This window comes from Methylosinus sp. PW1 (genome assembly GCF_000745215.1).
Taxonomy (GTDB): Bacteria; Pseudomonadota; Alphaproteobacteria; order Rhizobiales; family Beijerinckiaceae; genus Methylosinus.
This window is the reverse complement of the sequence record NZ_JQNK01000009.1, coordinates 1,778,892-1,805,317: the sequence shown is the minus strand read 5'-3', so window position 1 is coordinate 1,805,317 and position 26,426 is coordinate 1,778,892. Positions and strand designations below refer to the sequence as shown.

Sequence of the window (26,426 nt, the reverse complement as noted above, 5' to 3'; positions counted from 1 at the left end):
CGTCTCCCGCCGATGTCGCCGGTCGCGCACGGGCGTGGATTGGAACTCGATCCTCAAGGATATCATCGCCTGTTATTCGGCGTGCAATTTTGACTGTACACGGCGGCGTAAAAGCTGGCCACATTGGAGGCGGACCATTTCCGAAGCGTGATTCGGAAGAGGCGGCCGGGGATGTTTGCGGTGGAGACCTATGCAGCGGTTCGACAGTTTGTTTTCATTGAAGGAAAGAGCCGGCGGGAAGCGGCGCGGACATTCGGCCTGAGCCGCGACACGATCGCCAAGATGTGCCGCTACTCGGCTCCTCCCAGCTATGTGCGGACCAAGCCGCCGGAGCGGCCGAAGCTCGGACCGTTGGTTCCAGTGATCGACGCGATCCTGGAGGCCGCCCGGACGGCGCCTCCCAAGCAGCGGCATACGGCGAAGCGGATTTTCCATCGATTGCGGGACGAGTACGGCTTTGCCGGCGGCTACACGGTGGTGAAGGATTATGTGCGCCTAGCGCGGACGCGCTCGCGGGAAGTGTTCATTCCGCTCGCCCATCCGCCAGGTCACGCGCAAGTCGATTTCGGCGAATGCGTCGGCGTCATCGGCGGCGCCCCGATGAAGCTGCATTTTTTCTGCTTCGACCTGCCACATTCGGACGCCTGCTTCGTGAAGGCCTATGCGACGGAGACGACCGAGGCGTTTCTCGACGGCCATGTGTCGGCTTTCGCCTTCTTCGGAGGCGTACCCCTGTCGATATTGTATGACAACACGAAGGTCGCCGTGGCGAAGATCCTGGGCGACGGCCAGCGCAAGCGCACAATCCCGCATCGCTGGCCTAATTTTGCGCCGCCCCGCCGGCCGGAAACCTCTCCGCCGTTGAACACATGAGGTGAATGTCGCCGTGCCGCCACAGGTTCCTGCCTCGCCTCCCGGGCTCAGTAATCGGGCGCCGGTCGAACAGATCGATCATTCGAAATGTCAGACGATCGGCGCCGGCGTGAGTTCGCCATATTCGGCTTTCAGCTTGGCCGTGAGCAAAATATTGGCGATATCGAATTGGACCTTCAGCTCGGTCCCGAGCGCCGCTCTCGCCTCGTCGAGCGTCAGGTCGATCGGACCGTAATTGCCGGGCACGCCCTGGGCCGCGTGTCCGAAAAGCCGATCGCGAATCCGCTGCGGCAATTTCATCGCGTCGTACCAGCCCGCCAGGGTGTGCCTTCCGCTGTAGAGCGTGAGGAAATCGCGTTCGAATTCATGCGCGCCTCGGACGTACTGCCAGGACTTGCTCAGATAGTGCCCCCACATTTCGCGGCCGCTTCCAGGGTGGCGATAGACATGCCAATCCGGAAAGAGCCGCGTTTCCCCGCGCGCCTCGAGCGCGATTTTCAGGTCGACGATTCCGAGGTCGACGATGAGGCTCGGGATGGGAACGCGCCGATAGGCGTTGTCCGTTTTCAGCTCGCGAGACTTTTCCCCTTTCGCTTTTTTGGTTTTCGTCTTCTCGCGGCGCATGTCGATGAACCAGAACTCTCCATCCCGAACGATATCGCTCGTGCGCAGCTTACCGATCTCCGACGGCCGCAGACCCATGAATATGTGCAGGATGTATCCCCAATAGAGCCCGTTCTGGACGAAAAATCGACCAGGCTGCCAGATATGCGCCGGCGATTCGCAGCCGGTGAAAAGCGGCAGCGCGAAAAATCTCAGCAATTCTTCGTCGCGGAACGCGTCGCGCGGCTGCGGCGCGACGAGGGCTGCGCACTTCGCATTGAACGTGAAACCGGGCGCATTCCAATCGGTCTTCGCCTTCGCCCATTCCAGGAATGAATTCATCGTCCCAAAATAGGTGTTCTCGACCGTCGTCGAGCTGATCCGCGTAAGATTGTCGATGCCCTCGAGCTGACCGTAGAGGTAGCGGGAGTACAGTGATTTTCGATGCTCGCCGGGGATATCTTTTCGGCCCGGAATTTCCGTCAGGGCCTGCTCGAGACTCCGCAGGTCGCGCGCGCTGATCTCCGCGAGGCGCTTGTCGCCGAGGAATTCCAACGCGAATTTCAGCACGCGGCCATGAGACTCGTCGCCGCGCCGATCTCCATATTGCTGGGCGAGGGCGGCGAGCCGATCGTCGATCGCCTGCGCGAGCGTATCATGATGGGCGAGGTCGTCTTTTTCCTCATGAGGCGCCTCGGTGATGGGCGCGGGCGCCGGCGCGGCAGGGGGAGCTTCTGCGATGGGTGGAGCGGTAGCCAGAATTCCGAATCCGTCGCCGAATTCGACAAAACTCTCGTCGCGCCCCCATTCCGAGACGATCCGTGTGACCGTCGTGCCGTTGTCCAGCTCCGGACGGCTTCTGAGCGTGGCGGAATAGTCCGGCCCGCGCCCCTTCGGCAGTCCGAACTTCGCTTTTATTTCGGGGGTCATTTCGATGGCCCCGGACAGGTCCACTTCGAGCGGCTCTCGCGGCGGCCGAGGCGGGTCCTTCTCTTTCCTCCCGCGGAGCGCTTCGTCGATCATGATGTTTCGCTCGACGAAGCTCTTCCAGACCGGCCAGAATTCCGGCGAATGGACGCCGATCGGATGGCCGATCGCCCGGGTGGCGGAGACGAGGCAGAGGCCGGCGCGCTCGAGCATCTCCCATTCGACCCGCTGGTCCTCGGTATAGGGACCAGGCACAAGCATGGCCTCGACGATCTGGTCGAAATGGCGCACCGCCTGAGTGCGGTAATCGGGGTCTATTCTGAACTCGGCGACGATCGGCATGATACGCGACAACCTTCTCAGCGCGACCGCGTAGGAGGCGGTCCGCAGTGCGAATCGGACATGTTTTTTAGGGTCGCCGGGATTCGCGAAAGGGTCAAACCGGATCTGGAACCAATAGCGGCCGTCCCGCCGCATTAAAAAGCTCGCCCGCGCCATGCGCATTCCACCGCTGTTCGGCGTGGCTCATGAACGTGGCCCTTCGACACGGAAGGGCCACGGAGAGCCGACTACCAGCGGACGGCTAAACCATTGTACGGATTGGATTGTTTCGGCGTTACGGCGAGTGGTAGCGGAGGAGGGATTCGAACCCCCGACACAAGGATTATGATTCCTCTGCTCTAGCCGACTGAGCTACTCCGCCCCGCGTCCTCTCGGACGAGCGTCGGCGGATATAGTCGACCGTCGTCAAAAGTGTCAAGCCGTGGTCCAGGGAATTGTCGCTCACGGCGATCGCTTCGGCTTTGGAGGCGCGGGGCTTTTGGTCCGGCTGCGTCGGCCTTCGCCGCGAACGATTCCGTCACGCGACGTGGGCGTGATAAAGTGACGCCATGATCGGATCGCTTCCCGCGCGGGCCGCTCGCGCGCTCATCCTAGTCTATCGGCTCAGCCTCTCGGCCTTCATCGGGCGCGAGTGCCGCTATTTGCCGAGCTGTTCCGAATATGCGGATGAGGCGATCCGTCGCCATGGCCTGTGGGCCGGCGGCTGGATGGGCTTTGGGCGTCTGTGCCGCTGCCGGCCGGGCGGCGGCGAAGGCTATGATCCGGTTCCGCTGGCGGCGCCGGCGGCTGCGCATTCGCTCGCGCCCTGGCGCTATGCGGCGTGGAGCCGCCCGCCCATCTGCGAGGCCGTCGAGAGCCGAGATCGCGCGCGGGAAGATCAGGACCGCGCCATCAGCTCCAGGGCGAGGCCGTAGATGCGCAGACGGATCGGCTCGGGCAGAGCGCGCAGCGCCTCGAGATAGGTCTGGCCGAGGGCGCAGGTCTTCTTGTCGTCGAAGGGGGGATCGGGCGTCTTGCCGTCCAGCAGCGAGTCGATCTCCGGCTTGCGCAAGCCGCGCGCGGCCAGCGCCTTTTCCAGAGCGCGGAAATCCTCCTCGCTCGGCGCCGAGCGCTCCAGCTGCTTGGCCTGGCCGCTGGCGATGGCCTCGAGGCCGACCACCGCCATTTCCGCGACCAGCGCGCGCCGCCGCGCCGCGAAGCTGTGGAAATCCTGATCGACGCCGCCATAGAGAAAAGCCGCGCAGAGCTTCTTGTTCTCGGCGGAGATGGCGCGTAGCACATCGAGCTGAAGATCGAAGACGCGGGCGAGGACGAGCGGCTCCGCCTTGGCGGCGAGCACGCCGCGCGCCTGGCGCAGCCGGCGCACCGATTCGGCGAGATAGAAATCGACGCTCGCCGTGTCCGCGCCGACGCCGGGCTCCTGCGCGAAAGTCTCTATGGCGGCGGCGTAATCGGTCGGAAAAGCCTGGCGCATGCGTTGAAAGAACGATCTGTATTCCTCCGTGGCGGCGATCGCCTGCTCTATGCGGGCGCGGGCGGTGAGGCGGGGGGCCGCCGGCGTCGGCGCCGGCTCGGTCGCGGCTTCGGCCAACTGCGCCGTGTCGGCCTCGGCGAGATGAGGCTCGGCGAGACGCGCCGGCTCGATGATATGCGCCGGCTCGGCGAATTTGCGGCCGGGGCCGAGCGCCATCATCACCAGTCCGAGGCCGAGACAGAGCGCGACGATCGCGCCCGTCGCCAGAGCGAGCAGCCTTTCCAAGAACATGGTCGGTCTTTCGATATGCCCGCTCGGGGAATGGAGCTTCGAACGCAAACACCAATGGAAAGGCTTTCTAGCTCAATCCCGGCGGCCGACAAAGAGCGGGCCGGGCGCGCCGGCCTTCACGACCGCGCGCGCGTCTCCCGGCGCTACGCGGGCGAGCCGCAGCGCGCGCGCCCGCTCGGCGCGATGCGCCACGAGAAGCGCGATATGGCGCGAGAGATCATAGCTCCAATGTCCGGCGCGGGCGCGCTCGGCCCGCAGCGCGCGCTCGAGCTCCTTCAGCACCACAGCGGCGGCCTGCGGCGTTTCGGCGGCGATGACGCTGCGCGGCAGGCGATGAAACGAGCGCAGAAATTCCTCGCGGCGATAGGCCTCGGCTTTTGCGCGCAGCGCGCTGTGCAGGCTTTCCCGCGCGGCGGCGGGCAGGCGATCGGATGACAGCGAATTGCGCATGAGGGTCCTCCCGCGTCCGAGCATGGGCGAGGAGTGGGGGATGGGAATAAGTTTTTTATCCGTTATATAGGATTAAATTCATGATAGCGTCGGGGACGTCGCCGGCCGAGGGGCCGCGGCGCCTGCACAGGCGAGACGAATGGCTCCCCGACGAAGCGATCATTTTCTGTCATCGGCGCTCTGCGCCGCCGCCGCTGCGGCCGCCTGTGGCGTCCCGGCCGACGCTCTGCGCAGCGCGCGCCGCGGGCGCGCCAATGTCGCTGGTGCGCGCCATCTCGCGGTCTATCTCGATCATGTCGCTTTCGGCGCGAGCCTTTCGGCCTGCGCGCGCGCTTTCGCGCGGGATCGCGCCAGCGTCCGCCACGCCTGCGCGCGGGTGGAGGACCGCCGCGACGAAGAGAATTTCGATCGCGCCGTGGCCGCGCTGGAACAGGCGCTGCGCGCGCAGCGGCGCCTCATCGAGACGATCGCTTCTTCCTTCAGCTCACATCCAACCGGAGACGATTCATGAGTGGCGTTCAAAGACAGAGAGACGAGACCGAGGCGCGCGCGCTGCGCCGTCTGCTGGAGGCGATGAGCGAGCCCGGCGCGCAGACGATGGCCGATCCGCTCGGCGCGCGGTCGATCGTCGTCGCCGCGCCGCGCAAAGGCGTCACGGTCGCGCGGGCGCGTCTCGCCGAAAGCATCGCCGATATAGCGGTGGCGCGCGGATTGGCGCGCTGGGACGGCGCCGGCGAGGCGCGCCGTCTGCATCTGACAGATGAGGGGCGCGCTCATCTGAGGCGCCTCGCGGCGCCGGCCGAGGCGAACCCCTTTTTCGCGCAGCACAGCGCGCTCGCGCCGCGCGTGGTCGAGAAGGGCGCGCGCCCGACGCTGGTCAATGAGGGCGAGAGCCCGCTCGCCTGGCTCGCGCGCCGCAAGGATCGCGACGGCCGTCCATTTCTCGCGCCGGAGCAGATCGAGGCCGGCGAGCGCTTCCGTCGCGATGTGACGCAGGCCGCCATTCTCCAGCGCGTCACCGCCGATTGGGAGGCGGCGATCGGCTCCGCGCGCGGCGGCGGCGCGGGCGCCGATATCGCCAATGTGGCGATCGACGCGCGTCGGCGACTCTCTCTCGCCTTCGATGCGGTGGGGCCGGAGCTCGGCGGATTGCTCACAGACGTCTGCGGCTATTTGAAAGGCCTCGAGCTCGTCGAGAGCGAGCGCGGCTGGCCGCAGCGCTCCGCCAAAGTGGTGCTGAAAATCGCGCTCGAGCGGCTCGCCCTGCATTATGGGCTGGCGGCCGAGGCGCAGGGGCCGGAGCGCGCGCGCCATTTGCTGCATTGGGGCGCGAAGGATTATCGTCCTACCCTCTGATGCGCCGAGCGGCGCCGGCGCGGTTGACAGAGCGGCGCTTTGGGCGCATGAATCTCGCCATATTGCACTGCAATATGGCGCGTCGCATCGGCGACGCTCGTCATCTCTATCGGGGAGTCGCCATGATGAAATTCGTCATGTCTCATCGTTCCCCGGGCCGCGCCTAGAGAGTTCAGGCAGTGAGCCCGGTTCGAAAATACCGGGCTGCTCTCTCGCGCATGTCGCTCTGCCGATCCTGTCGGCTCTGACGATCTTCTCACGAAAGACATTCCCGGAAACAGCCGCGACGCAGCTTCGTCTCGCGTCGCCTCGCGCCCATTCACGAAAAAAGGGATCGGGACGTCTCGCGTCCCGCAGGATTCATGTCCGCCTATTTGACCACGCTGCGCTTCGCGCTCCGCTATTGGCTTCTCTCGCCGCGCCTGCTCGCGGCGATGCTCGTCGCTCGCCTCGTCTCCAATGTCGTCGATGTCTTCGTTCCGGTGGCCTCCGGCCATCTCGCCGATGTCGTCGCCGGCGAGAGCCGAGAGCTCGCGCCGGCGCTTTGGGCGCTCGCCGTGTTTCTCGGCACGGTGCTGCTGTTTCATTGCCTGCGCAATTTCGTCGCCTTCTCCGTCTGCCACGTCGCCGCTCACGCCATGGCGGCGCTGGTGCGCGATTCCTTTGCGCGCGTGCAGCGCTTCTCGGCCGATTGGCACGCCAACGCCTTCGCCGGCGCGACGGTGCGCAAGATCACGCGCGGCGTCTGGGCTTTCGATTCGCTCAGCGACACGCTGATCTTCGGCATGCTGCCGGCGGCGACGGTGATTGTGGCGATCACCTGTCTCTTGTCCTGGCGCTGGCCGCTGCTCGGCCTCGTCGTCGCGATCGGCATTTCGCTGTTTCTGGCGATGGGCGTTGGCCTTTCGCTCGGCTGGATCAGCCCTGCGGCGCAAGTGTCGCAGGCGCTCGATTCCGCTGTGAGCGCGCGGCTCGCCGATTCGATCACCGGCAATCAGATCGTCAAAGGCTTCGCCGCCGAGAAACGCGAGGATGCGAGCTTCACCGCGCTCGTGACCGAATGGCGCAAGCGCACGCTGATCTCCTGGTATCGCGGCACGACGGTCGGCCTGCTGCAGGCCGTGGTGATGATCGCCATGCAGGCGACTTTGCTCGGCTGCGGGCTGATGCTGTGGTCACAGGGCGGCATGTCGACCGGCGATGTGGTGAGCCTCATCGGCATACAGGGGCTCATCAACGGCTATTTGCGCGACATTGGCGAGCACGTGCGCAATCTGCAGCGCGCCGTCAACGAGATGGAGGATGTCGTCGAGTTCGACGCGCAGGAGCCCGATGTGATCGATGCGCCGGGCGCGACGCCGCTGGTGGTGAAGCGCGGCGAGATCGTCTTCGACAATGTGACCTTCGGCTATCCGAATGCGCGCAGGAAGCTCTATGAGAATTTCTCGCTGACGATCCGTCCGGGCCAGCGCGTCGGCCTCGTCGGCGCCTCGGGCGCCGGCAAGACGACCTTCGTCAAGCTGCTGCAGCGCCAGTTCGATCTCGACGCCGGCCGCATTCTCATCGACGGCCAGGACATCGCCTTCGCAACTCAGGCCTCGCTGCGGGAGGCGATCGGCATCGTCGCGCAGGAGCCGATCCTGTTCCATCGGCCGCTCGGCGAGAATATCGCCTATGGCAGGCCTGATGCGGCGCAATATGAGATCGCGGAAGCGGCGCGTCTCGCCCATGCGAATATGTTCATCGAGCGTCTGCCCGACGCTTATGAGACGCTGGTGGGCGAGCGCGGCGTGAAGCTCTCGGGCGGAGAGCGCCAGCGCGTGGCGATCGCGCGCGCAATTCTCGCGGCGACGCCGATATTGGTGCTGGACGAGGCGACCTCCTCGCTCGATTCCGTGTCCGAATTCCATATTCGCGCGGCGATCGAGCAATTATCGGCCGGCCGCACGACGATCGTCGTCGCGCATCGCCTATCGACGGTGCGGCGGCTCGACCGCATATTGGTGTTCGACCATGGCCGCATCGTCGAGGACGGCGCGCATGAGGAGCTGCTGCGCCTTTCGGGCGGCGTCTATCGGCGCCTGTTCGAGACGCAGGTCGGCGCCGGCGACTCGCTGGAAGAGGCGATCGAGCGGGCGGGGTGAGAGCCCCGCCCGGGCGCTCACTTCTCGGCCTGGCCTCGAGGCGCGTGCGCAAGATCGGCGCGCGAAAGCTCGATCGTCCAGTCGGGGCCGGAGTCGACGCCATAGCTCTTGGCGAAATCGCCGAGATTGAGCGCGACGGCCATGTCGAAGAGGCTGTTGACGTAGACGAGCGGGCGCCCCTGCGGAACGTCGCCGAATGTGCGCTCATAGGGCGCGTCGAGAGCGGCGACGAGCCGATCGCCGTGGCGAATGCGCAGACGCACCGGCTCGCCCAGCGAGATCTTCAACTCGTCGAACAGGGCTTTCGGAATGTTCGACCACACATTGCCGAAATGCGCGTCGAGCACGGGAATGATTCCGCTGACCGCATCGCCTTTGCGTTCCGCCGCGCGATAGGGAATCGTGACCAGCGCTTCTGGCGGCAGCTTGCGGCCGATCTGCTCGAAGCTCTGCGCGCCCGCCGCCAGACGCGCGCCGGCATAGGCGAAAATATCGCGGCCGTGAAATGTGTGGGATTGCTCGGAGCCGGGCCGGCGGTTCACGCTCTCGTCGATCTCGCGCACTTCCTTCACGCCCTCGCGCTCGGCGACCAATGTCAGCAGCCCATTGTTGGGCGCGAGGAAAAAGCGGCCGCTCAGCGTCTCCAGCGCAATGGCCAACCGCCCCGTTCCGACGCCGGGATCGACGACGGCGACGAACACGGAGCCTTTCGGCCAATATGGCTCCGCCTGATAGAGGCGATAGGCGCCGGCGAATATGCTTCCAGGATCCTCATGGCTGAGATCGGCGACCAGGAGATCCTGCGAAATGGAATAGGCGACGCCTTTCATCGCGGCGACGGCGCCGTCCGCCGTTCCGAAATCCGTGAACAGCACCAGCGGCGCGCGCGCCGCGGCGACGCCGCAAGAGAGGCAGAAGAGAAGGGCGGCGACGAGCGCGCGGAGCGACGAATGAAGCATGGGCGTTCCAATCTCGGAGGCCGGGACGCGGGCCTCGCGTCTTATGAAAAAATGAAAGCGCAACGCCGGTCACGGCGTCGTCGAAGAGGTCGGAATCAACGCGATCTTTACGTTCAGCGCGCGCAAGACCGCGCTGATCGTCTCGAACCGCGGATGGGAGCCGGGGGCGAGGGCTTTATAGAGACTTTCGCGTCCGAGCCCGGCGGCGGCCGCAACCTGCGCCATGCCGCGCGCCTTCGCCACTTCCGAAAGCGCGGCGAGCAGAACGTCGGAGTTTTCGTCCTCTGCCGCGGCCGTCAGATATTCGGCGATCGTTTCCTCGTTATCGAGATAATCGGACACGTTGAAGGCGGCGAAATTCTTGGTCATTGCGTCACTCCTTCAGCTCCCGCGCCAATTCCTTCGCGCGCTCGATGTCGCGTCGCTGCGAGCCCTTGTCGCCGCCGCAGAGCAGCACATAGACGGTCGCGCCGCTCCTGACGAAATAGACGCGATAGCCCGGCCCATAGTGAATTCGCATCTCCGACACGCCTTCCCCGACAGGCTCGCAATCGCCGAAATTGCCATGCGCGGCGCTCGTCAGCCGCGCCAATATGCGGGCCTTGCCCTTTCGATCGACGAGACCGGAGAGCCATTCGTCGAACGAGCATGAACATGTCCGACTGTATCCACGTGGATACGGAAAGACAAGGTAGCCGCAGGTCGCCGCGCGGCAAGCGGACAGTGTGGCGGCCTGCCGACAACGGACATAAGCATTCAAGCGGCCTTGAACGCGGCCCGGCTTGCGAGCTTGGATATTGGCGTTCGCGGCGTCCTGGCCTTGCCGCTGTACGCATTTTCCGACGAACAGATTGAACGTGTTTCGGACAAGTTGCCGTTGATTTGAAATCAACCGGGGTGGGCATGAGTGCCGCGCCCGTCTTGGCTGTGCGGTAGATCGAATGAGCTCCGGTCAACCGCTTTGAGCCCGCCAGCCGCCCGCTGGCAGGCTTTTTTTATGTGCTACGTTTCAACGAAGACAAGATGAACGATTCGGAAGCCTCGTTATGAGCCACGACGAAGTGAAGCGCGCGATTATCAATCGGGGTAAATTGCCGCCCATGTTTCCGACGCACGGCCATTCACCGGAGTTTTGGGAGCAACTTGGCCGGACTGTCGCGACCTTCGGATTTCTTGAAGAAGTCCTAGGCAAAGCAATATTCGCTTTCACCGCAACCCGGCAGTACAGCGCCGAAGAAGTCGATGCGGCTTATCAGTCTTGGTTGCCTCAGCTTGAGCGTGCTTTGACCGATCAGCTTTGGAATTTAGCCGAATCTTTCGGAAAGGCCGCGCGTGACAATCCGGCTACCACAACCGAAAACATAGGTGAACTGATTGATGACATTAAGAAGGCAACCGTTATTCGCAACGTGCTTTGCCACGGTTCTTGGCGACTACCAGACGAAAGCGGCGCATCCACGCCGCTATTTATCAACCGGAAGAACGAAAAATTCGATACTGCAATTGACCTTGCTTATTTGAAACAGGTTCAGGTGCATGTCGTAGGTTTGATTTGCAGCGTCATTGACACTGTGACGCATATGGGCTGGCAGTTTCCGGGCGGTGCAGGGCCGGGAAAGCCGATCGTGTCGGCATTGTTGTAGCTACAGCCCAATTCAATTCAAACGCCAGTGGCGTCTTGTTGTGGAAGTTTATGTGGGCTGGCTTCGGGTCGCCGTCGTAAGTTATAGATTTTATTAGTGCCGTGGCGGAGAGGGAATATGCGAAGGCGACCCTCAAAGTTAACCCTATGACGATCAACGAACTTTCAGGCGCTGCCTCTCGGTTAATGTGTTGCAGCTTGTGTATCCGATCATCCTCCTCGCATCAAGACCGAATGTTGATGGAAGCCGATCGCAAAGAAGCTCACGATTAATCGAAGCTTCTCCAGGCAGATGGTTACGACATTGCATATATTTGCGGTATAATATTATGTTTATTCAGTATACGATATAATCTGCATGATATAGCACAGTAACTATAATCTAACTTGTTGGAATTGTTCAAAAATATGTCGCCAAAGGCATTGAATTTTGCTGGATTAAGCCCTATATTATCATTATCAAATCAGCAGATTGGCGATCATCTATTCAGCGTTGTGAGCGAGTTGTGCTGCTTTGAGGTTGTAGCGTGGTGTCGGAGGTTGAGCGTTCCATGAAACTCAAAGTATCCCGCGACTTTGAAGTCGCTGAAATGCCGAAGAGCGTCGGTGGTGGCTATCGAATTATCTATCGAAGTCGCGCCTTAGGAGGAGCGTGCATCATAGCATGGGAGGAGAACCCGGCCACGGAAGCTCTCGCGGGGCCTTTTGTCAGCGCCGCAGAAGCCGAAGCGGCCTTGGAGAAGTTTGTCTCGGAAGTGAACGGTCGTTCAAGAGGGCGTATTTCACGCGCGGCTGTCGATGCTAGGCAGATGCTCTTCGATTTTTGTCGGAATGCCGCGTAAGTCAGCGTAAATAAAGGATGATCACGATGGAAGCGACGGTGACGTTTCCCAAGGTTACAATGATCGACCAGCGGACCGCGCTCGTCGAGTTCAAAGATGGCAAAACGTGTCGGGTCTGGGACGCTGAGGCCCTTGGGAAGGGCAGAGACGCCATTCTCGAACTCGCGTTCAAGGCCAGATGGGAGGCGCTCGGCCCCGAGACGCAAGACTCTCCGAAGGTGGAGCGGCTGCCCGACATGGCGCTGGTCATGTTTGGAGATGGAGAGATGTGTCGGGTCTGGGACGAACAGGCCCTCGCAAAGGGTCGTGAGGCGATTCTCGAAATCGCGTACAGGCTTAGGAAAGAGGCCCTTGGCCCTGATGAGACACCATGAAATTAAGCCTCGTGTCTCGCGGATAGGCTGAGGTCCTCAAAACTCGAACTCAGCCTGTCAAAATAGTCTATTTCACGAGGAACGCACTTAGCGCCGGCGTATTTTTCAGAATATGCTGTGCTTTATCAGCGACGGATTCATCCAGAATATTTGCCGACTTTAATACGTCGATAATAGTTGCTACGGCCTCCTCCCGCTTGCTGGGGATTTTGATGCCTTCAATGAACGCGATTGCCTCTGCCTGTCCACTCAGATTTTTAGAGGCGGGGTCTTTTTTAGCCTGCCTAATTTTTGAGTCATCGACAAATTTGTAAGTCTCGTCTAATATATCTTCTATTATCCCACTCCACTGGTCTTCTGAATAGTGCAGCGGGGTCCAGTCATCTGTGCCGACTCGGGAATACAGATTTCCTACAAGCCAGCCAAGTTTTGCCTGAAACTCTTTTTCTAGACCGATGCTCCTTGCGGCAATCAGGACGTCATAATGCTCATTACATTTAATAGAAACAGAAAGTCTCAGGAATGCACATGATCTATCAAGGCCGACCTGGGCATCTGCATGAAGATAAAAGAACTCTTGATGATTATTATTCAACAGTTTTTTAATAAACTCGCGCAAGAGCGGCTTTTTACCTTTCTCTATAACCGACGCAAGACGCAGAACTGGATGGGTCATATACTTATCTGCTTCATGCTGAAGCACAACAGGCAATGGACGAATTGCAGCTAAGGAAACGTAGCGCGCCTTTGGGCTACCATCTCGCTTTACCAGATCGCATGACTGGGTAAGAACCAAAAAGTGGGTGTAATCAGGACTATTATAATAAGGATGATATTTCCCAATTATCTCATTTAACTCGGGGGTGCGTTTTATTACATCTCCCTGTTGAAGGTCGTCACCAGACGCAGGCTCCCTATACGTGAAGTGCATCTTGAACTTCCCACCTAGATTAATTTGGGTCCGCAGTCGAGACTTTGGGCAACCCTCGATTGGCGATCAAGTTGGCCCGCCGTTTTTGAACCGCTTCGGAATTGTAAACGAAAGCCATCCGCCGGCCGCTCGACAGCCGTACAGAGACGATTTCCGCAGATCCTACCACTGCGTTTGCGGTGTCAGTAACGGGTTTCGTGCTCACCGACACGCGCCGAGCCCCCGCAACCGGATTCGCGAGTGCGGTGCAACCCTCTTTTTCGGTCATTGGACGCTCTCTTCCTCTACGTTGTATATTTTTTTCAGTATCGATCGTGCTTCGTCGCGCAGCAGCGCGACCTTCCCCTCCACGATCGTCATGGCTTCTTTTGGCGTTGCCACGTCCCAGTGAAAGTTCAGGTGAAAGGAGATGCCTCGCTCATTATGGGTTAAGCGAAGATTTAACGTTTTGTCATCGAGCTTGATTCTTCGTATTACGGAGGTCTCAGAGATGTCCCATCCTTCGCTGCTGATCAGCGGCTTGTCGCGCAGGTCAAATAGCGAAAGCAACTCTGGCATGGGCTCTGGTTCAAAGAAGCCAAAGTTCACGCCGATTGAGCTTACTGGGGTGATAGGCAGATTATCGAGTAGACGTACCGTAGCCTTTTCTGCTTCATCGATAGTTGTCGTAGACGAAGCAGCAATAATAACCCGATCAGGTGAAGGAATAAGCTGAGTAGTACCGCTTACCATCTTCAAGCCTGCCTGACCGGCGCCTAATAGTACTTCGATAGATATTTCCTTCTCTTCAAAAATCTTTTCGCATACCCAATCGGGATTAAGAATCGCGACATTCCAATTGCCGATGACGACGATGGTCCATTCACTTATATTCGGTTTCACGACTTCCGCCCTTCATAGCACACAGCTCTCTTGGTGGTCTCGAATCAACCTGTCAAGCAGGGCAACCGAAAAGAATCAGAGATGGCGTACAGCGTCAATTGAGAACGGTGACCGAAAACGAACGTTTTTGAGACCATGGCCCGGCCGGGGGGATTGAAGAAATCGTGCGATTTTATGCGTCTCAAAACCGGTCTTGAAAAAGGCGTCTCAGTATGCCAGCTTGCTAACGAGTTTTGAGACTCTTCAATGCGGATCGGCTACGCCAGAGTATCGACCTTCGATCAGAACCCCGACCTCCAGAGCGAAAAGCTCCGAGAGGCGGGGTGCGAGAAGATAATAGTGGAGCGGATGTCGAGCGGCCGAGAGCGGCCTGAGCTGACGCGCCTCCTGCGGGACATCCTCCGTGAAGGAGACACTTTGGTGATCTGGAAGCTGGACCGGCTGGCCCGATCGCTGAAGCAGCTCATCGAAACGGCCGAGGACCTGAAGGCTCGTGGGATCGGCCTCGTTTCTCTGACCGACGCCATCGATACCTCTTCACCTGGCGGGATGCTCGTTTTTCACATGCTCGGCGCCATCGCCGAATTCGAGCGCGCACTGATACGTGAACGGACCGTCGCCGGGCTCGCGGAAGCGCGTCGAAAAGGAAAAAAGGGCGGTCGGCCGCGAAGCCTTTCGCAAAAAGACGCCGCAGCGGCCGCGGCTCTGCTCGCCGCCGGTTCCCTGACCTCTAAGGAAGTTGCCGCCAGATTCGGAGTCTCCAAGGCCACGCTGTACCGCCATATCAGCGCGACCGCTTGACACGGCGAGCGCCGGCACCCGGCGCTCCGAGCGCTGTCGCCGCCATGCATTGGTTCTCAATATTCACTCGGCAGCAGGATCACACCGTCGGCGAAATAGAGAATGATCTCGTCCAGCGGGAAATCCGTGTATGGGATGCGCTTGCGATATACCGCCTTTCCATTGCCGTCCTCGCACGCGAGTGAACCGGCTTTCTTCGCGAGGTCCACCCGCAGCCGCCAGAGTTGGAAGCCTTCGACAGCGACTTTCCTATGCCGTTGACCGAAAGCGATCTCGTCGAGCAGCCAATATGCGCCGGCGCGGTCGGCGGCGAATTTCGCGCCATCGGTGAAGAGGACGCCGCGGGCAAGGTTGTGGCGATGCCAATTCTCCGTCCCGGTGAACTGTCGCAGGTCGTCGGCCGTGATCGTTCTGTTGCCTTGCATTGGTGGTCCCCTTTTCGGCATGAGCCGCACGTCGCGCGTGCGGGTCTGGCCGTCGCCGAGACCGGGGTGTGCAAGGCGCAATGAGAATCGGCGCGAGTGGTGCGGGCGCAGCCGAAGGCGAGCCACGGTCGCGTCGATTCTCATTGCGCCGCGCCGAGGGGCTGGCCCCTAAGCGAGAAACTCGCCGCCACGAAGCGGCCGACGAAGGAGATAGAAGTAGGATCAAACCCTTTGATTCGCGCTTTGATTCGGCCTTTGATTCGTCTTTTGATCTGACAAATAACATTTTGATATAATGAGGCTTTTACGATGCCTCGAGCAGCCTCGGATCGGAGGCGGATCGATCGGGTTCCTTCGTCGCATCTGTCGTTTTCGCGCCGTATTGCTCGGGATGTTGCTCGCACTCTTCCCGAACGCGGTTCAGCCAAGGCTCATACCAACACCATGTTTTTCCGACCGCTATGGCACCGTAGCCCTTGGCGGGGTTCCTGGCGTCGAGCCTTTTCCATAGCCTTGTATGGCATTCCATATTGAACCGGCTCCACCCCTCCGCCTTCATGAGTTGCACGATCTCTTTCGGAAGATATTTCTTCTTCTCGACCTCCTTCAGCGCTATGGCGAATTTCTCCGCGACTTCCGAGCCCGGCGGTACAATCTCGACGGCAAGATCGGCGTTCGGCGCCCGGTTGGCGGTCTTATGGACCATGAAGACGCGGAAGGCGTAACGGGGATCGGCTTGCTGGTCGGGGGTCAGATGGCGTTCGAACTCGTCCATCATCGATTCGACATTGCGCGGCAAACCGCCGGCGCGCTTCAAGACTGCGAGCTGCTCTGGACTGAAGGTCACGAATTGCAGCGCGATCGGCAGACGACTGTAGATTTCCGTCGAGATTTGACCCGGGATTTCCATTGAGAAGTGACCCGGGTTGAAGATGGCTTGCGGCTCAGTCGGTCGTCAAGTTTTGGTCTTTTCCTTTGCAGGTTTGTCCGCCTTCGCCGAGCTGTCCTTGAACCGGAAGCTGTCGTTTCCAGTTTCGAGGATATGGCAGCGGTGAGTGAGGCGATCGAGCAGAGCCGTCGTCATCTTGGCGTCCCCGAAGACGGCGGCCCATTCGCCGAAGCTCAGATTCGTCGTGATGATGACGCTGGTTCGCTCGTAGAGCTTGCTCAGCAGATGGAACAGCAACGCCCCGCCGGAGCCGCTGAACGGCAGGTAGCCGAGCTCATCGAGGATGACGAGATCGGAATGAACGAGCCGCGCCGCGACTTGGCCCGACTTGCCTTGGTGCTTTTCGGCTTCGAGCGCGTTTACGAGCTCGACGGTGGAGAAGAACCGCACACGCTTTCTGTGATGCTCGATCGCCTGGACGCCGATCGCTGTCGCCAGATGCGTCTTGCCCGTGCCAGGTCCCCCGACCAGGACGGCGTTATGCGCATCCTCGAGGAACTCGCAGCGATGAAGCTGGCGCGCGAGCGCCTCGTTGACCTCACTGCTGGCGAAGTCGAAGCCGGCGAGATCGCGATAGTTCGGGAACCGCGCGGACTTGAGCTGGTAGGCGATCGATCTCACCTCCCGGTCGGCGGTTTCCGCCTTCAAGAGTTGCGACAGGATCGGCAGCGCGGCCTCGAAGGCCGGGGAGCCTTGCTCGGTCAGCTCGCTGACGGCTTGCGCCATGCCGTGCATTTTGAGACTGCGCAGCATGATGACGATGGCGCCGGCGGCGGGATTATGACGCATGGCGCGCCTCCCGACCCTTGCGCAGCGCGTCGTAACGCTCGACATTGGCCTGCGGCTCGGTGGTGAGCGTCAGCGCGTTGGGCGGTTTCACGGGCGGCGCGTCGACCGGCTTGCCGTCCACCAAGCGATGCAACAGGTTCAAGATGTGCGTCTTGGTCGGCGCGCCGGCCTCCAGCGCCAATTGGACGGCGGTCAGCACGGCCTGCTCGTCGTGCTGTAGGACCAGAGCCAAAATCTCGACCATCTCACGGTCGCCTCCCGGCTTCTCGAGCATGCGCTGTTGCAGCGTCCGTAAGGCGACCGGCAGTTCCGCGAAGGGCGCGCCATTGCGCAGCGCGCCCGGCTTGCGCTGGATGACGGAGAGATAATGCCGCCAGTCGTAGACCGTCACGCTCTTGTCGTCATGCGACCGGGCGAAGACGCGGGCGTGCTCGCACACGATCTGCCCCTCGGCGGCGACGACGACGCGCTCAGGGTAGACCCGCACGCTGACGGGGCGATTGGCGAATGAAGCCGGCACGCTGTAGCGATTGCGGTCCAGATGGATCAGGCACGTCGGCGTGACCCGCTTGGTGTGTTCGACGAAGCCGTCGAATGGCCGCGGAGGCTGCATCAGTTGCGGAACCTCCTCGCGCCAAGCCTCCGCGATCGTCCCCGGCTGCGCGCTGTGCGGAATCTCGGCCCACAGCTCGCGGCATCGCGCCTCCAGCCAGTCGTTGAGCGCCGCCAGCGACGGAAAGCTCGGGATTGGCTGCCAGAGGCGATGACGAGCATCCTGAACGTTCTTCTCGATTTGCCCCTTTTCCCAGCCGGAGGCCGGATTGCAGAATGCGGCCTCGAACAGGAAGTGGCTGACCATCGCGGCGAAGCGGGCGTTGACCTGGCGTTCTTTGCCACGCCCGATCTTGTCGATCGCGGTGCGCATGTTGTCGTAGACGCCTCGCCGGGGCACGCCGCCCAGCACGCGGAAGGCGTGGTTGTGGGCGTCGAAGAGCATCTCATGCGTCTGCTGCGGGTAGGCGCGAAGGAAGAACGCACGGCTGTAGGAGAGCTTGAACTGGGCGACCTGCAACTTCGTCCGCTCGCCCGCGATGATCGCCCAATCCTCCGACCAGTCGAACTGGAACGCCTCGCCGGGCAGAAACGTCAGCGGCACGAACGCGCCGCGCCCGCAGGTCTGCTGCTCCCGATGCCGCGCCGCCTTCCACTCGCGCGCGAACGCCGCCACGCGATTGTAGGAGCCGTCGTAGCCGAGGGCGACCAGATCCGCGTGCAACTGCTTGACCGTCCGCTTCTGCTTGCGCGATTTTGCGGCCTCCTGACGCAGCATGTGCGCCAGCTTGTCGGCGAACGGATCGAGCCGGCTCGGTCGATCGGGCGTGGCGAACCCCGGCTCCACGCTGTCCGAGCGCAGGTATTTGCGCACCGTATTGCGCGACAGCCCCGTGCGTCGCGCAATCTCCCGGATCGAAAACTCCTGCCGATATCGCCAGCGTCGGATGACGCTCAATAACTCCATGTCGATCACTCCAAGGTCCCCCACGACGGTCGAGGGGGAAAGGTTCGAACATGGGTCAGTTCTCGGTGGAAAAACTCGTGCTGCCTGGGTCAGCTCTCAGTGGAAATCAACAGTCTTCCTCCTTGAGAAGGTGCGCGGCGAGATTCGCGGCGTCTCGCGCCGAACGCCCATGGCGGACGTGCGTGATAATCACGACAATCGCGCCAATTCGCTGAGCTTTGCATCGATGGCGGCAAGGCTCGCGAGGATCGGCGCCAATGCGGCCGCATCGACGCGCCCGCCCGAATTCGCGACCCGCGCGAGCTGATTGACGTTATTTCCGACGCGCCCAATTTCACCGGTCGCCTCGCGGACCGCTTCGGCGACCTCGCCGCGGTTCTTGGGAAGCGGCCGAACGCGCTTCGTTCCGATAGCGGCGCGCACGGCCTCGGCGGCGAAAGTCGCGGGGCCGATGCCGAGGGATGCGGCAGCCTTTCTCATAGCGTCGTCCTCATCGGGACGCAGTTTGAATGAACGCGGCACAGTCGCGGGCATGATCGGGGTTCCACAGGGGGCGGCGCCCCCTTGGCCAGCCTGTGCGGTATCACCGCACACTGCTGGCTTTGCGTCGTGATTGCATTGAGATTCGCACAGGTTCCATGAGTGTCAAGGTAGCACCGCTAGAGCTGAGTCGATTTTTTGCGAAATAGAGAGTCGCAGGAGTCATGGTTCCAATTTCAAATTTTTAGCAGTGCTACCATTGCTCTACCAACAAAACTCGGGGAGCATGATCTCATCACCAGTTCTGGAATGGGAATCATGCCCAAACAATTCATCAACGATCGCTTCGACGCTGTGTCAGGCGGCTTTGTGCGTTTCGTCGTCGATGGCGCGGGGCGGATATTGTCTCGTGATGATCTCGATCCGCCTGCAAAGCGTGCGCTGCTCGCCCATCTTCTCGAGACGCGCCTCACACGCTCCGACCGCGGCTCTCTTTATGACATCTTGCGCGCCGCCGGCGTCCTGAAGCCGGCGGCGCTCGGCGGTCCCCTGCTCATGTCGGTCAGTTCGAGCGAAGACTCGCTCGACAGTGCCGAGGCCATTGCGCGCAGAGTGGGTCTGACGATTCAGAATTTCGTCCTCGCCGGCTGGGTGCTGGTGTTCGTGCTCAACCGACCTGGCGTCAGGCTTCCTGCGCTCGAAGACATCGAACCAGATTTTCCATATGTGCCGAATATCGCGCCCGGCACGCCACCGCCCGATTTTCAAGCGGAAATTCTGCTCGCCGAAATTTATGCGGACGCGCCCGGCGGATATGTCCCCCCTCGACCTTGAACAGATCAAGCGCCGTCATCGATTGGTTCTGCGTCGGCGAACGCCGGCAGTCCGATCCAATCCGATATTTGTGGGTTATGATTTGGACTGCGTTCTCGGCCCTGCCTGCTTGCACGGGCCTGCCGGCGCCGGGTGGCGCGCTGCGTATCCTCGGCTCGCTCCTTGGCGCCGTCGTATGGCGCCAGATTCCATTCCTCGGGAAGAGAGAGATGGGCGAGCAGCCTCATTTCGTCATTACGAAGCGCCTTCGTTCCATATTGGACCGCAATGCCTTGCAAGCTGTGCCCGGTCTGCAAAGCGATGGTGCGTTCCTCGACTTTTTGCGCGCGCGTCCAATCCTTGTATGTATGGCGCAACGCATGAAAGACCTCCACCCGGTCCTTTTTTAGGCCCCATAGCTCGAACAGGCGCTGAAACCGTTTAGAGGCGGCATTCGTTGGTCTCGGCGCCTTCTTCGAAGGATCGGACCTATAGCGATGGAATGCGGGAAACACCCACCCCGATTGTTGTTCGGCCCATGCGACGAAGCCCAGCGAGACAATTTTTTCATGCAGGACGATGAGGCGACGGCTGTTGCTGTTCTTGACCCGTCGATCGCTGTTGCCGCCGGGGTTGCTCGCATAACGCGTCAAGTCCAGCACGTAGCATCCATTCATCAACATGACGTCGGTTCCACGAAAATAGACGAGTTCTCCGAGACGCGCGCCGGTCAATAGGGCGAGAAGCGGCATCCAAATTTCTTCCGCGGAATCCGCTCTTGCGGAATGAAACAGGAGGCGGTTGACAGATTCGTAGGACAAGCCGTGACGGATGATCGAATATCCGAGGGCCGCCACACGTATCGTCGGGGTATTTTCGAATGCGTAGGCGACCTTGTTTTCCGCGCAGAGCCACCGTATCGCTGTTTTAACTCTGCCGACATAGTTCGTGAGAATGGTTTTCTCACATAGATATCGGGTCTTTGGACAACGACGATTTTGGTTTTCTTCGATAATCTCTTTGAAGCTCATGTTTTCCCAGCGAGTGCCGAGCGTATGCCGTTCGGGGAGAAATGTGAGCTTATTGGCGAATTGCTGAATGTCCGTCAGCGAATAGGCGGCAACCTGCTTGTCGCCGATCAGGTCGATGAAGTCTCTGACCTTCCTTGCAAGCATCGCAACCTCTTTCGCTGCGACGCCTTTGAGTTCGCGATCCTGCAAGAAAGCGGGAAGGCACTCCGACAGCAACGGCCCCCGGTTGTCGAGCCGGCTGATGAGGTCCCCACTGATGTCTTTGAGGTCGGACACCTCGGAAATCGCAGCATCGGCCGACACAATCGTTTTTTTCGCCTCGGACAGCACTTCGAGGCGTGCGACACCCTCCGCGACGATTTGATCTTTCAGGCCGACCGTCTCTGCTTGGGAGGCGGCGAGCTTGCGCTTCATGCTGGCGATTTCCGTTACGCGGTCCTGATCGCGCTCTGCGTCTATTTCGGCCTCCTGCATCTCATGCTCGCGCCTTTCGGCCTGCACGAGGTTGCGCTCGTGGGTTTCCGCGACGAAATCGGCATATTCTCGCGCGATATCCCGTGCCTTTTCATGAAGCCCCGCGAGCATGCCTTCGAGAATTTGGCTGCGCTTCTCGAAAGCAGCAATTATTTCGTCGGCGGAACCGTGTCCTCGCTTCTTGGGTTTTTCGATGCCGGCCTGAGGGGACAAGACGTCTTGGATTTCGGCGAGAAGCGCATTCAAAATCCGCCCCCGCGGGTCGCGATGTTCCCCGGCCGCATACTGTAGGGCGCCGAGGCCGCCCAATCGCTTTTTCAAAACCGACATGTCCGAAAACCATCGCTCGGCCGCCCCGGCGAGGACGCGGGCATAACGGGACGCGTCCTTGTGATCGCTGGCGGGAAGCGGCAGGCGGAGCGGCGTCTTGCCGAGGTGGGAGGCGAGGTCCTTGGGGACCGCGATCTGGAACCAGAACTTGGAGCCCCGCCGCCAAAGATAAGACGCGCCCGCCATGTGTATGCCGCCGTGTATCTTGCAGCGGCAACGCCTAAAATTTTATTGATTCATCATAGGATTGTAGATGGCGGAGAGGGAGGGATTTGAACCCCCGATACGGTTGCCCGTATGCCGCATTTCGAGTGCGGTGCTTTCAACCACTCAGCCACCTCTCCAGGGGCGAAAGCGGGGACTTGCCCCGCTCGCGGCGAAGCGCCCAATAGCACGCGTTCGCCTCGGCGATCAAGGCTCGAAACGCGATCCTTTCGCCCAGCCTCGCTCGAGGCTCCCGCGGCAGATTTGCCGATCGTTAACCTTAATGAGGTGTAACAGGCCGCCGACCTCCCCTCGCGCGCTCGCGGCTCGCGCGCCGGGGCGGTCCTCTGGAACATGCGCATGCCGAAAGCCAACGATCTCAGACCGCGACAAAAGCGGCTTCCTTTCGTCGTCGAATTCACGCTCGCCTCGCGCCGTCGGCGGCTGGAGCTGTCGCCCCCGACGCTCGCCGTGGCGGGTCTCGTTCTGCTCGGGGCGGGGCTGCTCGCGCCTTGCGCGGCCGCCTATCTCGCGTTTCGCGACGACATGCTCGCCGAGCTGGTCGATCGCCAGACTCAGATGCGCTACGCCTATGAGGATCGGCTGGCCGCCATGCGGCTACGGCTCGATCAGGCGACGAGCCGGCAGTTTCTCGCCCAGGGCGATGTCGAGAGCAAGGTGCAGACGCTGGTCGCCCGCCAGGCCAAGCTGGAGACGCGGGCGGCGCTGGTGGCGCGGCTCGTCGAAGGCGTCGCCTCCAAGGATGCGGCTCCCGCCGGCGTGACCGCGCAGAGGCGCGCGCCTTCGGTCGCCGCGCCGGCTGTGGGCGGGCCGACTGTGGGATTGCCTTCCGGCGTCAGCGCCTATGCGCCGGCGCAAGAGGAGCGGCCGGAGCCCTTCGCCGGTTTCGACAAGCCACAGCCGGAGGGCCTCGAGCTACGGCTGCGACGCGACGAAGATGCGCCCGCCAACTCTTCGGGCACGCCGACGGCCGAGCGCCGCGGCGCCTCGGCGGAACTCGCGCCGCAGGCCGAATCGCCCCGCCTCGCGGCCGAGGCTGGCCTGCCGATGCAGTCGCGCCTCGCGCATTTGGAGGCGTCGCTCGATCACGCCGAGCGGGAGCAGACCCAGCGCCTCGGCCGGCTGGTCGAGCCGATTCGGGCGGCGACAGCAAGGCTGCGGCGCGCTTTCGATGTCGCCGGCCTGCCGGTCGAGCGTTTTCTTCCCAAGGGTCGCGCCAAGGCCGGCGCTCCTCCCGAGAGCTTCTCCGGCGGGCCTTTCGTGCCGGCCGAGCGCAATGATCTCTTCGAGCGCGAGCTCAGCGCCGCCGAGACCGCCGCCACAACGCTCGAGGGCCTGCGCAGCGCGCTGCCCAGCGTGCCGCTGCGCAAGCCGCTCGCCGGCGCGCCGGAAACCACCTCCAGCTTCGGCTATCGCACCGATCCTTTCTTCGGGCGGGCGGCGCTGCATACGGGCGTCGATCTGCGCGATGATTACGGCTCGCCCGTGCGCGCGACGGCGGGCGGCGTGGTCGTCAACGCCGGGCCGAGCGGCGGCTATGGGCAGATGGTCGAGATCGACCATGGCTCCGGCCTCGCCACGCGCTATGCGCATCTTTCGGCCATTTCCGTTGCCCTCGGCCAGGAGGTCGCGCCGGGCGAGACGGTCGGGCGGCTGGGCTCGACGGGCCGCTCCACCGGGCCGCATCTGCACTATGAGGTGCGGGTGGACGGCGAGCCGGTCGACCCCTCGCGCTTCCTGCGCGCCGCCTCGACATTGGCGGAGAGCCATTGAGCCGGGCTGGCGTTATGGGGCGAGTGCGATAAAAGACGCGGGGCCGGCCTCGTCCCGCCGGCGCGGACATATCGGACCCCATGGCCCCGCCACCCCTTTTGACGCTCCAGAATGTCGGGCTGACGCTCGGCGGCAAGCCGCTTTTCGAATCGGCGGATCTCTCCGTCTCGCCCGGCGAGCGGCTGTGCCTCGTCGGCCGCAATGGCTCGGGCAAATCGACCCTGCTGCGCATCGCCGCCGGCGAGGTGGAGGCGGATTCCGGCGCCCGCTTCCTGCAGCCGGGCGCGAGCCTGCGCTATCTGCCGCAGGAGCCCGATCTCTCGAAATTCGACACCACGCTGGATTATGTGGTCGACGGCCTCGGTCCGACCGACGATCCCTATATCGCCAAGGCGCTGCTGCTCGAGCTCGGCCTCACGGGCGAAGAAAATACGCGCAGCCTCTCCGGCGGCGAGGGCCGCCGCGCCGCGCTCGCCCGCATCCTCGCGCCGGAGCCGGACGTGCTGCTGCTGGACGAGCCCACCAACCATCTCGATCTGCCGGCGATTCTCTGGCTCGAGGAGCGGCTCGCCGGCCTGCGCTCGGCGATGGTGATCATCAGCCATGATCGCCGCTTCCTGCAGGATTTGACGCGCTCGACGGTCTGGCTCGATCGCGGGCGGACGCGCTATTTGTCGCGCGGCTTCAAGGATTTCGAGGCCTGGCGCGACCGCGAGTTCGAGGAAGAGGAAAAGCAGCAGCACAAGATCGACCGCAAGATCGTCGCGGAAGAGCATTGGCTGCAGCATGGCGTCACCGGCCGCCGCAAGCGCAATCAGAAGCGCCTCTCCGATCTTCATGAGATGCGCGCGCGGCGGCGCCGGCATGTCGGGCCGACGGGCGACATAAAGCTCGAGGTCGCCGAGGCGCAGACCTCCGGCGCGCTGGTGGTCGAGGCGCGGGGAATTTCCAAGGCTTTCGGCGATCGGACCATCGTCGATAATTTTTCGACGCGGGTGATGCGCGGCGATCGGCTGGGCATTGTCGGCGCCAATGGCGCGGGCAAGACGACGCTCATCAAAATGCTGACGGGGACGCTGGCGCCGGACGGCGGCCATGTGCGGCTCGGCGCTTCGGTCGAGATGGCGACGCTGGATCAGAGCCGCGCCAGCCTCGATCCGCAGACGACATTGAAGGACGCGCTGACCGGCGGCGGCTCGGATTTCGTCGAGATCAACGGCCAGCGCAAGCATGTCGTCGGCTATATGAAGGACTTCCTGTTCGGGACCGAGCAGGCGCGCACGCCCATCGGCCGGCTCTCCGGCGGCGAGCGCGGGCGCCTGCTGCTGGCCCGCGCGCTGGCGCTGCCGTCCAATCTTCTGGTGCTGGACGAGCCGACCAATGATCTCGATCTCGAGACGCTCGATCTCCTGGAGGAAATGCTCGCCGATTATCCCGGCACGCTGATCGTCGTCAGCCATGACCGCGATTTTCTCGATCGCGTCGCCACTTCCGTGCTGATGTCGGATGGGAATGGCCGCTGGCTCGAATATGCCGGCGGCTATTCCGACATGGTGGCGCAGCGCGGCGAGGGCGTGCAGGCGCGAAGCGCCGCCGCCGCCCCGCGCGAGGAGAAGGCGAAAGCGGCGAGCGCGCCGCGGCCGAAATCCGCCGCCAAGCCGCGCCTCTCCTTCGCCGAGCAGCATGCGCTGACGACGCTGCCGGCGAAAATGGAGGAATTGCGCGGCAAGAGGGAGAAGCTGCAGAAGTTCCTCGACGATCCCGGCCTCTATGCGCGCGATCCGGCGAAATTCGCCGAGGCCGGCAAGCTCCTCGCGAAAGTGGAGGAAGAGCTCGCCGCCGCCGAGGAGAACTGGCTGGAGCTGGAGATCAAGCGGGAAGAGATCGGCGGGTGAGGCGCGTCACCCTCCCCCTTTGAGGAATTGCCGGCCGCCCGCCGTTGCTTTCGGCCGACGAAACGACTATCCGCCTTTTCTCCCAATCGACCGACAGAGGACGCCGCCCATGCCCGCCCCTTCCGCCGATGAGCTGAAACGACAGGCGGCCGCCGTGGCCCTCGAGGCCGTCGCGCCGGGAATGCGGCTCGGGCTCGGCACGGGCTCGACGGCGGCGCATTTCGTCGATCTGCTCGGAGCAAAGGTGAAAGCGGGGCTCGAGGTGCTCTGCGTTCCCACTTCCGAGCGCACGCGCGCGCAGGCCGCCGCGCTGGGCGTGCCGCTGGCGACGCTGGATGAGGCGCCGGAGCTGGACCTCACCGTCGACGGCGCCGACGAGCTCGACGCGAAAATGCGCCTCATAAAGGGCGGCGGCGGCGCGCTGCTGCGGGAAAAAATCGTCGCTGCGGCGTCGAAACGCTTCATCGTCATCGCCGACGAATCGAAGAAGGTCGAGACGCTCGGCGCCTTTCCGCTGCCGGTGGAGATCGATCCTTTCGGCGCCGAGGCGACGCGGCTGCATGTCGAGCGCGCGGCGAAAAAACTCGGCCTAATCGGGACCGTCGGCCCGCGGCTGAAGCCTGACGGCCATGTTTTCGTCACCGACGGCGGCCATTTGATCCTCGATTGCGCATTCGGCGCGATTTCCGATCCTGACGCGCTGGCTGATCGCCTCTCCGCCATTCCCGGCGTCGTCGAGCACGGATTGTTCATCGGCCTCGCCACGGCGGTGGTCGTCGCCGGCCGCGACGGCGTCTCGACGCTGGGCCGGCTGGGCGCGGCGTAACGAAGC

General features: G+C 62.3%; 25 protein-coding genes, 2 tRNA genes, 2 pseudogenes and 1 CRISPR repeat array (1 of these 30 only partly in view). Of the genes and pseudogenes, 13 read left to right on the top strand and 16 right to left on the bottom strand.

The window, feature by feature from the left end; all coding sequences use genetic code 11:
* Nucleotides 1–46: direct repeats of the CRISPR family, unit length 32 nt; it reaches 4,903 nt to the left of the window's first position.
* Between the two features lie 125 nt (nt 47–171).
* Nucleotides 172–804 (top strand): annotated as a pseudogene (istA, locus tag K369_RS18340) (IS21 family transposase); the annotation flags it as partial.
* A gap of 159 nt (nt 805–963) precedes the next feature.
* Here the strand turns inward: istA (K369_RS18340) and K369_RS24880 are convergent.
* On the bottom strand, nt 964–2,745 hold the full coding sequence (locus K369_RS24880) for a hypothetical protein (RefSeq protein WP_051949377.1): 1,782 nt from the start codon (nt 2,743–2,745) through the stop codon (nt 964–966).
* A gap of 284 nt (nt 2,746–3,029) precedes the next feature.
* Nucleotides 3,030–3,106: transfer RNA gene (locus tag K369_RS18330), tRNA-Met, on the bottom strand.
* Between the two features lie 187 nt (nt 3,107–3,293).
* Here K369_RS18330 and yidD point away from each other — a divergent pair.
* Nucleotides 3,294–3,659 carry a membrane protein insertion efficiency factor YidD gene (gene yidD, locus K369_RS18325; protein WP_036293101.1) on the top strand — a complete coding sequence of 122 codons (366 nt, stop codon included), beginning with the start codon at nt 3,294–3,296 and terminating at the stop codon, nt 3,657–3,659.
* On the opposite strand, the gene K369_RS18320 is transcribed toward yidD, so the two are convergent.
* The gene (locus tag K369_RS18320) at nt 3,623–4,510 is read right to left on the bottom strand and encodes a hypothetical protein (protein ID WP_036293098.1); all 888 of its coding nucleotides are present in this window, start codon (nt 4,508–4,510) and stop codon (nt 3,623–3,625) included. The two genes, yidD and K369_RS18320, sit on opposite strands and share 37 nt — an antisense overlap.
* 72 nt (nt 4,511–4,582) lie before the next feature.
* Nucleotides 4,583–4,960 (bottom strand): DUF6477 family protein, encoded by a 378-nt coding sequence (locus K369_RS18315; RefSeq protein ID WP_036293095.1) that lies wholly within the window; start codon nt 4,958–4,960, stop codon nt 4,583–4,585.
* A gap of 139 nt (nt 4,961–5,099) precedes the next feature.
* Here K369_RS18315 and K369_RS18310 point away from each other — a divergent pair, with 139 nt between their 5' ends.
* The 3 genes from K369_RS18310 to K369_RS18300 all read left to right on the top strand — a co-directional run bounded on the left by K369_RS18310 (nt 5,100) and on the right by K369_RS18300 (nt 8,460).
* On the top strand, nt 5,100–5,471 hold the full coding sequence (locus tag K369_RS18310) for a helix-turn-helix domain-containing protein (RefSeq protein WP_036293092.1): 372 nt from the start codon (nt 5,100–5,102) through the stop codon (nt 5,469–5,471).
* Nucleotides 5,468–6,316, top strand: a complete 849-nt coding sequence (locus K369_RS18305; protein WP_036293090.1) for a DUF6456 domain-containing protein — start codon at nt 5,468–5,470, stop codon at nt 6,314–6,316. Before K369_RS18310 ends, K369_RS18305 begins: the two co-directional genes overlap by 4 nt.
* 362 nt (nt 6,317–6,678) lie before the next feature.
* Nucleotides 6,679–8,460, top strand: a complete 1,782-nt coding sequence (locus K369_RS18300; RefSeq protein ID WP_036293087.1) for an ABC transporter ATP-binding protein — start codon at nt 6,679–6,681, stop codon at nt 8,458–8,460.
* Nucleotides 8,461–8,477: 17 nt separating this feature from the next.
* On the opposite strand, the gene K369_RS18295 is transcribed toward K369_RS18300, so the two are convergent.
* From K369_RS18295 to K369_RS18285, 3 genes and pseudogenes are all read right to left on the bottom strand, one after another.
* Nucleotides 8,478–9,419, bottom strand: coding sequence for an S-adenosyl-l-methionine hydroxide adenosyltransferase family protein (locus K369_RS18295; RefSeq protein ID WP_036295751.1), 942 nt, complete (start codon nt 9,417–9,419; stop codon nt 8,478–8,480).
* A 69-nt stretch (nt 9,420–9,488) separates the two neighbouring features.
* Nucleotides 9,489–9,788 (bottom strand): addiction module antidote protein, encoded by a 300-nt coding sequence (locus tag K369_RS18290; protein ID WP_018267576.1) that lies wholly within the window; start codon nt 9,786–9,788, stop codon nt 9,489–9,491.
* Between the two features lie 4 nt (nt 9,789–9,792).
* Nucleotides 9,793–10,071, bottom strand: a pseudogene (locus tag K369_RS18285) (type II toxin-antitoxin system RelE/ParE family toxin); the annotation flags it as partial.
* Between the two features lie 394 nt (nt 10,072–10,465).
* On the opposite strand from K369_RS18285, the gene K369_RS18280 reads away from it, so the two are divergent.
* From K369_RS18280 to K369_RS18275, 3 genes are all read left to right on the top strand, one after another.
* Nucleotides 10,466–11,062 carry a hypothetical protein gene (locus tag K369_RS18280; protein ID WP_036293085.1) on the top strand — a complete coding sequence of 199 codons (597 nt, stop codon included), beginning with the start codon at nt 10,466–10,468 and terminating at the stop codon, nt 11,060–11,062.
* 550 nt (nt 11,063–11,612) lie between these two features.
* Nucleotides 11,613–11,903: a hypothetical protein gene (locus tag K369_RS26635; RefSeq protein WP_156967968.1), complete on the top strand. Its 291-nt coding sequence runs from the start codon at nt 11,613–11,615 to the stop codon at nt 11,901–11,903.
* A gap of 26 nt (nt 11,904–11,929) precedes the next feature.
* Nucleotides 11,930–12,277: a hypothetical protein gene (locus tag K369_RS18275; protein ID WP_156967967.1), complete on the top strand. Its 348-nt coding sequence runs from the start codon at nt 11,930–11,932 to the stop codon at nt 12,275–12,277.
* Between the two features lie 67 nt (nt 12,278–12,344).
* On the opposite strand, the gene K369_RS26630 is transcribed toward K369_RS18275, so the two are convergent.
* Together K369_RS26630 and K369_RS26625 are read right to left on the bottom strand one after the other, a co-directional pair.
* On the bottom strand, nt 12,345–13,208 hold the full coding sequence (locus tag K369_RS26630; RefSeq protein WP_156967966.1) for a hypothetical protein: 864 nt from the start codon (nt 13,206–13,208) through the stop codon (nt 12,345–12,347).
* 264 nt (nt 13,209–13,472) lie between these two features.
* Entirely contained in the window at nt 13,473–14,090 is a 618-nt protein-coding gene (locus K369_RS26625) for a hypothetical protein (RefSeq protein WP_156967965.1), read from the bottom strand.
* Between the two features lie 246 nt (nt 14,091–14,336).
* Between K369_RS26625 and K369_RS18265 the strand changes: the two genes are divergently transcribed.
* Nucleotides 14,337–14,891, top strand: a complete 555-nt coding sequence (locus K369_RS18265; RefSeq protein ID WP_036293078.1) for a recombinase family protein — start codon at nt 14,337–14,339, stop codon at nt 14,889–14,891.
* A gap of 56 nt (nt 14,892–14,947) precedes the next feature.
* On the opposite strand, the gene K369_RS18260 is transcribed toward K369_RS18265, so the two are convergent.
* The 5 genes from K369_RS18260 to K369_RS18240 form a co-directional block, all read right to left on the bottom strand.
* A complete protein-coding gene (locus K369_RS18260; protein ID WP_156967964.1) occupies nt 14,948–15,460 on the bottom strand; it encodes a DUF6876 family protein in 513 nt (170 codons plus the stop codon).
* A 160-nt stretch (nt 15,461–15,620) separates the two neighbouring features.
* Complete coding sequence (locus K369_RS27270) at nt 15,621–16,226, bottom strand: hypothetical protein (RefSeq protein ID WP_051949376.1); 606 nt, start codon at nt 16,224–16,226, stop codon at nt 15,621–15,623.
* A gap of 45 nt (nt 16,227–16,271) precedes the next feature.
* On the bottom strand, nt 16,272–17,054 hold the full coding sequence (gene istB, locus K369_RS18250) for an IS21-like element helper ATPase IstB (protein WP_036286363.1): 783 nt from the start codon (nt 17,052–17,054) through the stop codon (nt 16,272–16,274).
* Entirely contained in the window at nt 17,044–18,573 is a 1,530-nt protein-coding gene (istA, locus tag K369_RS18245; protein ID WP_156967678.1) for an IS21 family transposase, read from the bottom strand. Before istA (K369_RS18245) ends, istB begins: the two co-directional genes overlap by 11 nt.
* A 189-nt stretch (nt 18,574–18,762) precedes the next feature.
* Entirely contained in the window at nt 18,763–19,107 is a 345-nt protein-coding gene (locus K369_RS18240; RefSeq protein ID WP_051949375.1) for a MobC family plasmid mobilization relaxosome protein, read from the bottom strand.
* A gap of 144 nt (nt 19,108–19,251) precedes the next feature.
* Here K369_RS18240 and K369_RS18235 point away from each other — a divergent pair, with 144 nt between their 5' ends.
* Nucleotides 19,252–19,887, top strand: coding sequence for a hypothetical protein (locus tag K369_RS18235; RefSeq protein WP_156967963.1), 636 nt, complete (start codon nt 19,252–19,254; stop codon nt 19,885–19,887).
* Between the two features lie 5 nt (nt 19,888–19,892).
* Here K369_RS18235 and K369_RS18230 read toward each other — a convergent pair whose 3' ends face one another.
* Both K369_RS18230 and K369_RS18220 read right to left on the bottom strand, forming a co-directional pair.
* Nucleotides 19,893–21,887, bottom strand: coding sequence for a DUF6538 domain-containing protein (locus tag K369_RS18230; RefSeq protein ID WP_084570721.1), 1,995 nt, complete (start codon nt 21,885–21,887; stop codon nt 19,893–19,895).
* A gap of 68 nt (nt 21,888–21,955) precedes the next feature.
* Nucleotides 21,956–22,045, bottom strand: a tRNA-Ser gene (locus K369_RS18220).
* A gap of 220 nt (nt 22,046–22,265) precedes the next feature.
* Between K369_RS18220 and K369_RS18215 the strand changes: the two genes are divergently transcribed.
* From K369_RS18215 to rpiA, 3 genes are all read left to right on the top strand, one after another.
* Entirely contained in the window at nt 22,266–23,699 is a 1,434-nt protein-coding gene (locus tag K369_RS18215) for a M23 family metallopeptidase (RefSeq protein WP_245278238.1), read from the top strand.
* A gap of 80 nt (nt 23,700–23,779) precedes the next feature.
* Entirely contained in the window at nt 23,780–25,594 is a 1,815-nt protein-coding gene (locus K369_RS18210; RefSeq protein WP_036293068.1) for an ABC-F family ATP-binding cassette domain-containing protein, read from the top strand.
* A 109-nt stretch (nt 25,595–25,703) separates the two neighbouring features.
* Complete coding sequence (gene rpiA, locus K369_RS18205) at nt 25,704–26,420, top strand: ribose-5-phosphate isomerase RpiA (protein WP_036293066.1); 717 nt, start codon at nt 25,704–25,706, stop codon at nt 26,418–26,420.
* Nucleotides 26,421–26,426: the final 6 nt, after the last annotated feature.